The organism is Enterococcus sp. MSG3290, assembly GCF_050555565.1.
GTDB lineage: Bacteria > Bacillota > Bacilli > Lactobacillales > Enterococcaceae > Enterococcus_B > Enterococcus_B faecium.
This window is the reverse complement of record NZ_CP187862.1, coordinates 500,157-513,470: the sequence shown is the minus strand read 5'-3', so window position 1 is coordinate 513,470 and position 13,314 is coordinate 500,157. Positions and strand designations below refer to the sequence as shown.

Below are 13,314 nucleotides of genomic sequence, written 5' to 3'. Positions count from 1 at the left end.
ACCTCATCTATAAAAAGATAGAAGGAAGTGAGACATCTATTGGTCTCATTTCCTTCTATTTTTACTTTCCTCAGTCAATTGTTTTACATCATAAAAGGAGAAATTCCACTTATTTTTTTCGCTGTTTCATGACATAAACAACTACACCGATTAACAAAATTCCTCCAGCTAATGCTAGCAACGGGTTATTAAATTCTCCCGTTTTTGGGAGTCCTTGAGTGCCATTTTTTTCACTTTCTTTTGCTGTCCTATCCGGATGAGAAGGTTTTCCATTTGGTTTTCCATTTGGTTTTCCATTTGGTTTTCCATTTGGTGATTCATTTCCTGGATTTTCTCTTTCTGGTTTGTCATTTCCCGGGGGAACATCGGCAGTTTCTCGCACAGTGATCGCTTTTTGCTGGGTAACAGATTCTGTATGAGCAGACCATTTTTCCCCATCAAATATTTCCGAACGATAAGTGACTTCTAGCGTATATTCTCCTTTTGAAGGTGCTGAAAAAATAGCGGTATGATTAGAAAATTGAGCACTTGACTGTGTTTCAACGATTTGGATCTTTTCTGGGAAATAACGCATATCTTCAAAGACAGGCGTTCCTTGATTTGGTGTGAAAGTTGACACAAAAACTGTAAAAGGCTTCAGTTCAATGATATTTCCTTCTGCATTCTCCGCCACACCATTTGCTTCTTGTATAATAATCGGATTATTTTGTTCATTTGGTTTTGTCTGATTTGGTTCTTGTACGATTGCATATTCTGGATACTCCGAAGACGGTGAGGTTTCTCCGTCAAAAGTAGCACCTACAGATAGTGGAAGACCATCTACTCTTCCCTTTTCTGTTTGACGATTCTCCGGTTTGATTTGCATCAATCCATGGACATGGATGCTTCCATTCGCATAGCGAGTAACAGGCTGCTGCCCTTCTTGCGAATGTGTATTTAGAGATTCGATCCAATCTTTTGATACGGTATGTCCAAGAGTATTTTCTGATTGTTTCTCTCGTTCATTCCAATAGTAGTTCAACGAGTGATAGATTTGATCTTCGTTTTGATTCAATGGGCGGATCTGCTCTCTCATCTCAAGATTTTCTGTTCGGAAAGATAAGATACCAGAAGCATGGAAGTCTGTGTTTCCTGCCGAAGAGGTATAAAGAGCCACATTATATGAACCGTTATTAAAACTTGTACTGCTATTGACGATAATATCTGTTCCGCTATTGGAATCGATTCCTTTTGCAAGATTTTCGAAAGACAAACTATTGATCAATTCATGAGGGCCCGATAAAGAGGAACCACCCATTTTGAATCCATTACCGTTCCCTTCTCCTTCAACTCCCGGTACCCAACCGTTTCGATAAGCAACTGAGTTTTTGATGACTACTTTCCCGATTGAACCTGTTTCATTTTTAGCAAAAAGATCCCAACCATCATCTGCATTATGATAAGCGATACAACCGTCAAATACATTCCCTTCTCCTATTGTCAGTTTGGCCGCAAATCCATCGGCATCTTCAAATCCTGGATCGGCATTTTCAAAAGATGTACAGTTCTTGACTAAGTTATGCGCTGGCCATGCTTCGAAAGGATCATTTGAGCTACCACTGATTTGGATTCCTGTATTTCCATTCCGATAAGCATGGATCTCTTCAATCAAATTATGGTTTCCAGAAATCTGCAATCCTTTTTGCATAGCGGCACTATTTGTAACGTCAAACCCACGTAAAACCCAGTAATGACTAAACAGTGTCATCCCATTTCCAGTTCCTTTAAAATCAAGTACAGGTCGCTTGTTTTCTGGATTTTTCTCTGCAATCAATTGAATCGGGTTTTCTCTTGTCCCGTTAACTCCTTTTGGAATCGTCAATCCTCTTTCAAAGGAATAAGTTCCAGGAGCCAGGACGATTGTCTGCCCAGCATATGCGTATCTCAATGCTTGCGTCAGAGATAACGGATTTTGTCTGCTTCCGTTTCCTGTATCTGACCCTTCCGGTGTTACATAAACTGTCGAATAGTTAGGTTTACGGTAGTCAACTGTATGCAGAATCTCTTTTGTTTCATAACTAGTCATCTCTACGTATTCTTCTGGCGGATAGTTTTTATCTGGCATAAAACTGAAAGTAAATTCGTTCGTTCCTTCCATCAGTTTTGTCTGATAATCAAATTCCCGATTCGCAGTGATAGCCAAGTTTTTTGCGTTCTTAAGCACCTCTCCTGTTGCTTTATTTTTAATTGTCAATAATCCGTCAGCATTTGCTCTAAAGGACATAGTATGATCTTGGTTTCCTGAATGATTACTAGAGGTCACAGTGTAAATCGGATCAATCAAGCGAGTAGGTCTTTCTTGCCCAGGAGGATCTGTCGCAGGATCTGAGTAAGCAACTTCGATTCCTTCTACCTTGATCGTCATATTCCTTGCTGCAGCAAATCCTGCATAAATAACCGATTCATCTGAAGCGTATAATTTTTCCCAGTCATACATGATGTCAGAAGCCATTTCTTCTCCTGTTTCAGGATCGTAATAATATGCCTCTAAACCAGTATTCGTTTTTTTCATCTCTACGTCCAGTTTAGTAATCGAGTTCGTGGCCGGAAACAGATTCCCATGACCGTTTCCGAATATATTATAAGAACCTGTTTCTTTTTCCAAGAACCCTGCTGAAGTCTCTAAAGGTGTTGTTTCCACTGAGACACTCCCAGGAGCTGGCGCAGCTTGCGGATCTTCAGATGATATTCCTGTGATTGCCCGTGTCCCCAATCCAAGTCGCATCGTATATTTGCTGCCGCTCGTGTTGACCACTTCTTGTCTATCCGAGTCCCAGACATATTCGATCCGACTGCCTAGTATGGCAAATGAATTTGAATAAAATGCCTGCCCAAACAAATGATCTTTTGGTACTGCGTCTCTTACCATTAAAGCAAATCCTTCTTGGGCATTCGTATAGGTCCAAGATTCTATTTCGATCGTCGCCCGCATCCTAAAGTTGATGTCTTTGGGGATTGCTTGATAATAATAGGTCATTCCATCTGATCCGCTTGACTGGAATTTTCCGCCGTTATTCGTGGAAGAGAGCCGCACGCCGTCTTCTAATGGTTCAATGGTATACCTACTAGCACTTGTGCTTTCTCCGAAAACAACCCCTTTCCACTCTTCATTTGCTTCTTCAGATTGCTTTTTTGTCTTTTCATTTTCTGATTCTTTCATCATAGGATCATTTCCTTCTTCCGTATCCATATCTTCACTAGTTCTTGGTACTTCCTCCATTGTTGACATCCCTTCAATGTTCACGTGTGCATTTTCTTCGTTCACAGACTGTTGTTCGTTAGCAGCAACTTCAACGACAGAAATTAAAACCGGGGTACTGAGCATAAGGAGATTCATCATTAGCGCACTGTATTTTATACGTTTTTTTAACAAGTGTATTCCTCCCGTAACAAATTAGAAAGCGTTTACTTAAAGTATTACCTAATTTATTTTTACTGTCAATAAAAAACAAAATTATAATAAGTGTATTTTATAAAAAGAAAAAATATAACTTAAGTTGTTGATAATAAAGAGATTTATTAACGTAAAAAGAATAAGATTTTTTTGAAATAACGTATAAAAAAGAGCATAAAACAAAGTCGTTTGTTTTATGCTCTTCTTTTATTATTTTGTGCTTTTTATTTTATCAAATCACTTTGTTTTTTTATAAAATTTCTGCGCCTAGTGTGGATTCAAAATGTCTCAATGCCCATTCATGTCCAACGGGATCGAAACTTGCCACGGCATCTTTGAAAATATGGAGTTTGTATCCTAGATTATACGCATCGACTGCTGTATGCAACACACAGATATCTGTACATACGCCGGTCAAATAAATATCTGTGATCTGGCGTTCTCGCAAACGGATGTCTAGATCTGTTCCACTAAAAGCGGAATAATGCCGTTTGTCTATCCAATAAACATTTTCCTCTTGCTCATAGTCTTGGTATAAACTTTTTAAAGAGCCGTACAATTCCCGTCCACCCGTTCCTATCACATTATGCGGAGGAAATAAGCGGTTCTCCGGATGAAAGGAATCTTTTGGATCATGCGCATCAATGGCAAAAACGACAAAATCCTTTTGATCAATAAACTTCTTTGTATGAGCAGTCAGCTTTTTTTCAATTACTTGTCCTGCTGTCCCAGTAGTCAGCTTTCCATCCTCTGCAACAAAATCATATGTGTAGTCAATAGAGATCAATGCGTTCATCTTAGTCCTCCTTATACGAGATGTTTAACAAATTCGATCACCATTTCTGCTGATCGTTTGCCTGCGTCTTCGATAAATTCGTCAAAGCTTTGTGTCGCCGAGTGATCTGCTGTGTCGCTCATTGCACGTACGATCAAAAATGGGATATTGAACTGACGAGCTGTTTGTCCAACAGCGGCTCCTTCCATTTCGCAAGCTAATGCTTCAGGGAAATTCGTTAAGATTTCTTTGATTTTATCTGGCGAGTCGACAAATGTATCACCTGTAACGATCAATCCTTCTTTTGCGTTCAAATTCGTTGCTTTTGCTGCTTTAACCATTTCACTGCGCAAATATGTGCTTGCTTCATAATATAGAGGCATTCCTGGTAATTGTCCTGGTTTGTAGCCAAATCCTGTTGCATCTGCATCAAAATAAGCTACTTTGTCTGATATAACGATGTCACCTACTTGTAAGCCTTCACCGATTCCGCCAGCTGAACCTGTATTGATCACCATGTTCACGCCGTATTGTTGGATCAACAGACTTGTGGTAATAGATGCTAAGACTTTTCCTATACCGGAACGTACGACGATCACTTCGTGGTTACCTAATGAACCTGAAATAAATAAAGCGCCTGCGCGTTCCCATGATAATGGTTCGCTTAGGTTCTCTCTCAAAATTTTTACTTCTTCTTCCATTGCGCCGATAATACCGATTTTCATCTTTTTAATTCCTTCTTTCTATATAAATGCGATTGCTAAAAAAACCACACATAACATTAGGATAACAATAATAAGAGATTTCATCAAAAAAGAGTTCCATTTGGTCGTCTTTTCCCGTTCGCTGATCCTTGTTTTCGTGATTGGTTTATTCTTTTTGCTTTCTTTACGATAAAAGCTGGCAATCTTTTTTTCTTCTTGCTGATAAGCTGTTTCTGCTTTTCGCTGTTTTTTTAATGACTCGCTTGCTTGTGCTTGTTGTCGCTTGCGAAGTTCGCTTCGCGTAATAAGCGGTCCTTTGGCCATAAGCCGATCCCTCTACTTTCCTTTGGTCAATAGTTCCCAGTATTGAATCGCATAAATCGTCTTTGCATCACAAATCAACTGATCTTTCATCGCTTGTTGCGCCTCTTCAAGAGTTAGATGATACAACTCCAGTACTTCGTCTTCATCTTGTGCTAAAGGATTCTCGACCTTCTCTACCCCTTGTGCATGATAAATATGAAGGACTTCATTTGCAAAACCTGGTGAAAGATACATCGAAGTAAGATGGCTCAGCGACTTCGCACGATAGCCAGTTTCTTCTTCTAATTCTCTAGCTGCTGTCATTTCGGGATTTTGTCCTTCTCCTGGATCGATTTTTCCAGCTGGAATCTCCAAAATCACTTTTTCTAAAGGTTTTCGAAATTGTTTGACAAGAAGCAGACGATCTTGTTCGTCAAAAGCAATGATCCCGACACCGCCAGGATGAAATACCAGTTCTCTCTTCGAAGTTCCTCCATCTGGCAAACGAACTTCGTCTACAGCAACATCAATAATTTTTCCGCTATAGATTTCTTTGCGACTGATTGTTTTTTCTTCAAATTGCTCATTGTTCAGCATATCTTCTCCTGCTTTCTTTGTAATCATAACTGCTTTTTTTTCATTTTTCAATTTTTCTCAAAAACTCCTTATTAGTTTACCATAGATAAACCTTAGATTTTCTCTAAATATAGAAAATCCTTCTTTAGTCCGATACTCTTTCTAGTAGTCCGTATGCTAAAATAAGTATGTAATCGAATAACGAAAAGAATTCAATACTCAACGATAAATGACATGGAGGGTTTATTATGATAAAACGAAATTGGCCGTGGCTTCTAGCATTGGTCTTGCTATTTCTCTTTGTCCGAAACAATAGTTTTTCTTTTGTTCTAGGACTTTTATTGATAGGTGTAGTTTTAGTTTTGTGGGGACTCTTTGGTTCGCGCAGGAAAAAGGGAAAACAAGAAGAAATTCCTGCACTGACTGACGAACTTGAAACTCACTATGAAAAAAGCGGTATGACAGCGAATGAAATTTCATTTTTTCGACAAACAATGAATCAAACAAAAAATGAGATCAATCAATTGCAAATGAATATGCAGCAGACAGCCAAACTTAAAGCAATCGATCTCCGCCATGATCCAGTCAAAGCAGCAAAAGCTTTATTCAAAGAATTGGTGAAAGAACCAAACCGACTGCATGAAGCAAGTCAGTTTCTTTATACGCATCTGCCGAATCTAGTTGATTTGACAAATAAGTATAATGAGATCAATGACCATGAGATCAAAAACAAACAGACCTATGAAAAACTAGAAGAAAGCGCGCAGATCATCGACCAGCTGTCAGCTTTAATCGCACAAGATTATCAAAAATTCGTTGCTGAAGATCTAGATGATATCGACGTAGAGATATCTGTTGCGAAACAGAGCTTAAAGCGTGATAATAAATATGAACCAGAACAAAAGGATTAACTCTTTTGTTCATAAAAGAAGACTCGGAACATTCAGATGATGTCTGGCTGTTTCGAGTACTTTTTCTAAAGTAGAGACATTCATGTAAGAATCGAGAACAGATTCAACAAGGAGGAATTTTTTATGGATCATAAACCGACTGAAACAAAAGATGTTACACCAGTTAACGATACACTTGAAGATTTATTGAACAACCCGTTTTCAACTCCAACAGATACGCTGACCACTTCACAACAAGCGGAGATTGATCAGCTCCAAGAGCAACAGACAGCTGCTCGTTTAATTGACAAACTACCGGCGGAACGCCAAGAACAAGCTAAACAGCTAGCAGCAAAAATCGATGCTAATGATGCACAGTCTGTCATCAGCTACGGATCGGCTGCCCAAGCAAAATTAAGTGAATTCTCACAATCGATGTTGAATCATGTGCAAGCACAAGATATTGGTCCTGTAGGAGATTCCTTAACTGAACTGATGTATCGTCTCCAAGAAGCCAATCCTGACGAACTGCGTGCCGGAGAAGGGAACATCTTCCAGCGTGTCTTCGGGAAGGTCAAACAATCGATCTATGAAGTGACAGCAAAATATCAAAAGATTGGTGCACAAATTGACAAGATTTCAGTGAAATTAGATAAAGAAAAAGACGGTCTGCTAAAAGATAATCTGATGTTAGAACAGCTTTACCAGAAAAACAAAGACTACTTTGATGCACTGAATATTTATATCGCTGCTGGAGAATTGAAAATGGAAGAACTTCAAACAACGATCATTCCAGAAGCGATGAAAAGAGCAGAAGAAACTGGCGATCAGATGGATGTTCAGATTGCCAATGATTACACGCAATTCCTAGATCGTCTGGATAAACGTACGCATGATCTTCGCTTAGCTAGACAGATTACGATCCAGCAAGCACCACAAATCCGTTTGATCCAAAACACAAATCAGGCCTTGGCTGAAAAGATCCAAGCATCTATCGCTACAGCCATTCCGCTGTGGAAAAACCAAGTCGTGATCGCATTGACCTTGCTTCGTCAAAAAGATGCAGTAACTGCTCAACGCCAAGTTTCTGAAACAACAAACGACTTATTGAAGAAAAATTCAGAAATGCTGAAAATCTCAGCCATCGAAACAGCGAAAGAAAATGAACGTGGAATCGTAGATATCGAGACCCTTCAAACCACTCAAAATGATTTGATCGAAACAATCCAAGAGACATTGCGTATCCAAAAAGAAGGAAAAGAAAAACGTCGTCATGCAGAAGTAGAGCTTGGACACATGGAAGAAGATCTGAAACAAAAACTGTTGGATTTAACCCAATAGATCACCTTTCGCTTGTTACTAAAACAAACGCCCATCAACAGTGTAATAAACTGTTGATGGGCGTTTTTCTTATCTTTCTTCTAACTTCTCCATTGGAGTCTATTTCTCATTCATCTTGCTGTGTCCATAGCCATAGCCAAAATAAATGATCAGTCCAATAACCATTACGATACCGAACACGATCCATGTCACAGTTTGCAGACGAAGCATCAATACAATACAAGTCAAGATGGAGACGATTGGCAATAGCGGAACGAATGGCACTTTGAATTCTCCAGCTTTTGGTTTGCCAAACATTTTTCTCAACTTCAGTAAGCCTAGACTAACAAGCATCAAATAGGCGAGCGCCATGATATTCGTTAGTTCCGCTAATACATTCAATGGGAAAAATCCGGCAAAGAATACAGCTGCCACACCAGCGGCATAAGTCGCTTTTTTCGGTGTACGATGCTTTTGATCGATTTCTGTCATAAACTTAGGAAGTAAGCCATCCTTGCTGACAGCAAACAGTAAACGAGCAAGTGAATACATCATCGAGATCGTTACCGTCAGTAGCGTTAAAATTGCCCCTACAGCGATCACCGCGCCCACTGTTCCATGTCCTACATACCTCATTGCAAAAGCCACTGGGTCATTGACTCCTAGTTCAGTATACGGAACGATTCCTGTCAAGATCAGCGTCACGATGATGTAAAGGACAGTAGCAATCAGTATCGAACCAATGATTCCTCTTGGCACATCTTTTTGCGGGTTTTTGACTTCCTCGGCTGCCATTGCAACGGCATCAAATCCCAAGAAAGCAAAAAACACAAGAGCTGCACCATCTAGCACACCGGAAAAACCAAAAGGCATGAATGGCTGCCAGTTATCAGGTTTAACGAAAAATATTCCTACAATGATAAACAACGCGATGATACCAAATTTGACATATACCATGGCATTATTCAAACGTAATGCTTTCTTGGCTTCAAGCGACACGATGTAAGTGACGAATATCACTACGAGCACCGCAATCAAGTCAATGTATGTACCATTTTCCGGATTGTACCCGCCAGTTAATGCTTGTGGAAGTTCGGCCCCTAAACTTTTCAAAAAACCTTGCATATAGCCAGACCATCCGGAAGCAACAGAGGAAACTGCTAGTAAAAATTCCCCGATCAACAACCACCCTGTCAGCCAGGCAGCAAATTCACCAAATACAACATACAGATAGGCATATGGCCCACCAATCACTGGCACTCGCGAAGCAAATTCTGCGAAACTTAGTCCAGACAAAATGACAACGATTGCAGCTAAGACAAATGAAAGTGACAGTGCTGGACCAGCATTTTGATTGGCCGCAACCCCTGTCACCACAAATATTCCCGTACCGATGATCGCACCAATTCCAAGCATGATCAAATCAGACGTTTTTAGTTCTTTTTTCATCTCACTCGTATGATTGAGATTGATCTCTTTCTTACGAAACAAATCCATTGAAGTTCCTCCCCATTTTAGGTTGGAAAACAGCGATTAAACTGTTTTCATATACCCTAAAAGGATACCACCTAAAATGACTAAAAGGCAACCAACAATAACATAAATGAGCTCTTTTTTCGTTTTTCTTTCGCCAAGGATGAAAATCCCACCTAAAGTAGAGATAATGATCCCCATTTGTGAAAGTGAGAAGCCAACAGCTAAACCAAGTGATTTGACTGTTAGAAGCATGCAGATGTTTCCTAAGCCCCATAATAATCCACAGATCATGTTTTTCCACACAAACTGATCGACTTTAACTTTACGGAAAGCAAAGAAGCTTGCGCCTAAGATCATTCCGATACTTTGAGGTAAGATAATTGACATCGCATCCAAATTCGCCCAGTTGACGATGATGGTATATACACCATAACCAATCGTAGAGAAGATCAATGCTCTAAAACCCTTACCAAAATCAAGCATTTTATTATCTGTATCTATTTTTCCTTCGTCATCTTGTCGGGCAGTCAAATACGCACCGCTTACAAGAAGAGCTAAAGCAATAATACCGTATACATAATCTTTCGTTTGTGTCCATTCATGGAAGAAAACGGCTCCCGCAATCGTATTCAAAATTAATTGAAAACCAGTAGACAATGGTAACCCTACAGAAACACCCATGTACTTCATTCCATGGAACTGCCCATTTTGTCCAACACTCCAAGCTAAGCCGGATAAAAATCCGATCAAGAAAATCCAAGGGGTGATTACAGGACTAACAACGAAAAAGACAACTAAAGAAAACAGAAATGCACCGATCGTCATTCCTAGTGTTTGTTGATTGGCATCGCCACCAATTTTACCACTTACTAAACCAATACTACCCCATGCCAACATAGGGACTAATGCTATTAAAATTTCCATAACCAATCTCCTTTTATTTCACATGATAAGAAACTTATCAGCGAAAACGTTAACAACACAAGCACTTTTTTTCGTTTCTAACGATTTTCTAACGTTTTTCATTATAAAAATTTAAGATTGGGAAAAATAAAGTCATTGTTGTCCCTTTTCCTTCAGTTGATTCAGCCGTCAAATGGATACCTAATTTTTCGGCCAGATTTTTTGCTAAATAAAGTCCTAATCCTGTTGAATGTGTTTTGCTAAGTCGACCATTTCTCCCAGTAAATCCCTTATCAAAGATCCGTTTCAAGTCTTCCGCTGGGATACCGATTCCTGAATCTTTAACTGAAAGGCTGACTCCTTGTGCTTCCTTTTCTATGCTCACAATGATGTTTCCGTGATCCGGCGTATATTTGATGGCATTACTAAGCAATTGGTTGAAGATAAAAGCGATCCATTTAGCATCGGTCAAAACAGTATGATCCTCACCAACAATCTCGTAGCGAATATTTTTTTGGATAAAATAATTTGCCTGACTGCGTATCACAGGCTGAATGATTCCTTTTAGTCCATATTCTTGGATGAGGTAGTCCCGCGAAAAACTGTCTAGTCTTGCATAATACAAAACTTGTTCTACGTATTCATCGATTTTTGATAATTCATTTTCTAGTAATGTATACTTTTGATCGTCAATATCGAACTCGATCGAACGAACTAGCAATTTAGAAGCGGAAAGTGGCACTTTGATTTCATGGACCCATGAGTCAATATAATCTTTTTGGTCTTGTTGATTACTGATTGCTGATTGCATTACTTCTTGGTGTTCACGGATCAGCTGATTGATATATTCTTCTACCAGTTTTTCTTCTTCTGTCCTCCCACCACTCAAATAATTTTGCAAAGGGGAAGTTTTTTGTATGTCGGCTAATTTTCCCCACCATCTTCTCTTGCTCAAGTAACCACCCAGCAGATAAAAAATCAGAAAGACGCCCTCAATCAAAGCTAAATAAGCAATTGTGCTCAAATCAACTTTGATGTTTGGCGCCAGCCACATCACAAAGATCGTCAATGCAATAAAAAACAGCCATCCCAAGATCAATGTCCACTGATCTTTCAAATATTTAAAAAAATTCATCTTAACCGCTCATCCTTTCAGGGAACGATATATCCCTGTCCTACTTTTGTTTCGATATATCCTTGGATACCTGCCTGTTCGATTTTTCGGCGTAACCGATTGATGTTGACTGTCAATGTATTGTCATCTACAAATCGTTCGTCATCCCACAGTGCTCGCAGCAATTTTTCCCGACTTAAGATCTTTCCATTGTGCTTCATCAAAATAAATAATAGACGATATTCATTTTTGCTCAAATCAATGATCTCTCCGTTGATTTCCATACTTCCGTTGTCAACATTCAACGTAATGCCATTGTGGCTCATCATTTCACTAGATAATTCTGTGTAGTTGTAAGAACGGCGAAGTAATGCATTGATTTTTGCAATCAGTACATCGATTTGGAAAGGTTTTGTCACAAAATCATCTGCCCCCATGTTCATAGCCATGATCATATCCATATTCGTATTCCTGCTGGAGATAAAAATGATCGGTACTTTCGATACTTCACGTATTTTTTGACACCAATAATAGCCATCCAAAACGGGAAGATTAATATCTAGTAATACAAGCTGTGGTTCTTCTCTTTCAAAGTCTGAGAACACTTGATTGAAATCGGTCGTTCCAAAGGTTTCAAATTGCCATTTCTCAAGTTCCTCCATGATCAATTGTCGAATGATCTCTTCGTCTTCGACTACCATGATTTTTGCCATAAAAAATCCCTCCATCTTTCTTCTTGCTACTACAATATCAAAGAAGCCCTTGTGAAACAAGTTGGCTTACCTGGAAAATGTCATTTTAGTAAACGTTAAAAAAAACTGGAAATATGCGATTTAATCGCTTTTGTCTTTTCAATACAGCTTAAATTTATTATGTTATTCTTAACAATTGGTCTATGATCTGTTATTTTTCCTTAGTTGTTTTTGTCTTTTAAATTTCCAATAACACCAATAACCGAAAAGCGTTAGCACTAGCAATATACCTAGAAGGAGTATAAGTAATCGATAAAGATGGTATTTTTTTGTCTGTTCTATCTTTGAAGAGACTTCTTCTGTAAAGGGAACTCGCCTTCCTGTCACTAGTAATCGGTGAGTGTTCACGGTGTAAGGTGTACAAGTGATAAGTGTGACTAGATCCTGCTTTTCTCTGATTGCTAATGTATTTGTTTTTGTTGGAAGGACAACAATTTTCTCAACGACTTCATAAGCGAGCATCCGACCATACACTTCAAGATAGAATCGGTCATCTTGCTCCATTTCTTCAAGATCCGTAAAGAGTTTTTTCTCAGCAATACCGCTATGGGCGGTAATCACGGAATGTGTACTCTCTCCTCCAGTTGGAAAAGAGGTGCCTTGCAGGACTGTCGCTCCTCTATCTAACAAAAGATCATTCGTTTCATCAAATAAAGGCAAGCTAACATTGATTTTCGGAATATAGATGGCTCCGATCATATGTTGTTCGTAATATTCTTTTCCTGGATTTTGGACATTTCTAACCGCTTGCTCAAAAGGATCTTTGACTCGTCCCATTCCTGGGATTACTGATGTATGAGCAAGCGTCTGATTTTTCTTTTCATGCACTGCTAATTGTTGCTCATGTTTTTCTTCTTTATCGCGTTCAAGCTGCTTTTGATAATTCTCGATCCTTCTTTGATCCAAATAATTGCTGAGAGCATCTGCTAAAAATGGATATGTAAAAACTGCAGCTCCGGCAAGAAACATCACTGCCATAAATAATTGTAATAAAAGACTGATTTGGGTTTGAGGTCTATTACCTGTTTTCTTTTTCATTTTCTTCACCTTCTTATTTAAAAAAACTGC

The 13,314-nt window shown here is 39.0% G+C and carries 12 protein-coding genes; 2 read left to right on the top strand and 10 right to left on the bottom strand.

Going from position 1 to position 13,314, the window contains the following annotated elements:
• Positions 1-109 precede the first annotated feature (109 nt).
• The 5 genes from IGL31_RS02380 to IGL31_RS02360 form a co-directional block, all read right to left on the bottom strand.
• Complete coding sequence (locus IGL31_RS02380; RefSeq protein WP_086299867.1) at positions 110-3,412, bottom strand: right-handed parallel beta-helix repeat-containing protein; 3,303 nt, start codon at positions 3,410-3,412, stop codon at positions 110-112.
• A gap of 271 nt (positions 3,413-3,683) precedes the next feature.
• Positions 3,684-4,229 (bottom strand): cysteine hydrolase family protein, encoded by a 546-nt coding sequence (locus IGL31_RS02375; protein WP_002291217.1) that lies wholly within the window; start codon positions 4,227-4,229, stop codon positions 3,684-3,686.
• An 11-nt stretch (positions 4,230-4,240) separates the two neighbouring features.
• Complete coding sequence (locus IGL31_RS02370; protein WP_002291218.1) at positions 4,241-4,933, bottom strand: 5'-methylthioadenosine/adenosylhomocysteine nucleosidase; 693 nt, start codon at positions 4,931-4,933, stop codon at positions 4,241-4,243.
• Between the two features lie 18 nt (positions 4,934-4,951).
• The gene (gene macP / locus IGL31_RS02365; protein WP_002286760.1) at positions 4,952-5,236 is read right to left on the bottom strand and encodes a cell wall synthase accessory phosphoprotein MacP; all 285 of its coding nucleotides are present in this window, start codon (positions 5,234-5,236) and stop codon (positions 4,952-4,954) included.
• A 12-nt stretch (positions 5,237-5,248) separates the two neighbouring features.
• Entirely contained in the window at positions 5,249-5,812 is a 564-nt protein-coding gene (locus IGL31_RS02360) for an NUDIX hydrolase (protein WP_002325125.1), read from the bottom strand.
• A gap of 227 nt (positions 5,813-6,039) precedes the next feature.
• Between IGL31_RS02360 and IGL31_RS02355 the strand changes: the two genes are divergently transcribed.
• Together IGL31_RS02355 and IGL31_RS02350 are read left to right on the top strand one after the other, a co-directional pair.
• The gene (locus IGL31_RS02355) at positions 6,040-6,702 is read left to right on the top strand and encodes a 5-bromo-4-chloroindolyl phosphate hydrolysis family protein (RefSeq protein WP_002286764.1); all 663 of its coding nucleotides are present in this window, start codon (positions 6,040-6,042) and stop codon (positions 6,700-6,702) included.
• Between the two features lie 123 nt (positions 6,703-6,825).
• Positions 6,826-8,022 carry a toxic anion resistance protein gene (locus tag IGL31_RS02350; RefSeq protein ID WP_002286766.1) on the top strand — a complete coding sequence of 399 codons (1,197 nt, stop codon included), beginning with the start codon at positions 6,826-6,828 and terminating at the stop codon, positions 8,020-8,022.
• Between the two features lie 99 nt (positions 8,023-8,121).
• Here the strand turns inward: IGL31_RS02350 and IGL31_RS02345 are convergent, their stop codons facing one another.
• From IGL31_RS02345 to IGL31_RS02325, 5 genes are all read right to left on the bottom strand, one after another.
• Complete coding sequence (locus tag IGL31_RS02345; protein WP_002286768.1) at positions 8,122-9,498, bottom strand: amino acid permease; 1,377 nt, start codon at positions 9,496-9,498, stop codon at positions 8,122-8,124.
• Positions 9,499-9,534: 36 nt separating this feature from the next.
• Positions 9,535-10,401: a GRP family sugar transporter gene (locus tag IGL31_RS02340; RefSeq protein WP_002286769.1), complete on the bottom strand. Its 867-nt coding sequence runs from the start codon at positions 10,399-10,401 to the stop codon at positions 9,535-9,537.
• An 88-nt stretch (positions 10,402-10,489) separates the two neighbouring features.
• Complete coding sequence (gene sapS, locus IGL31_RS02335; RefSeq protein WP_002286770.1) at positions 10,490-11,515, bottom strand: two-component system sensor histidine kinase SapS; 1,026 nt, start codon at positions 11,513-11,515, stop codon at positions 10,490-10,492.
• A 17-nt stretch (positions 11,516-11,532) separates the two neighbouring features.
• A complete protein-coding gene (sapR, locus tag IGL31_RS02330) occupies positions 11,533-12,207 on the bottom strand; it encodes a two-component system response regulator SapR (protein WP_002291233.1) in 675 nt (224 codons plus the stop codon).
• 180 nt (positions 12,208-12,387) lie between these two features.
• Complete coding sequence (locus IGL31_RS02325; protein ID WP_086299868.1) at positions 12,388-13,284, bottom strand: class C sortase; 897 nt, start codon at positions 13,282-13,284, stop codon at positions 12,388-12,390.
• Positions 13,285-13,314 lie beyond the last annotated feature (30 nt).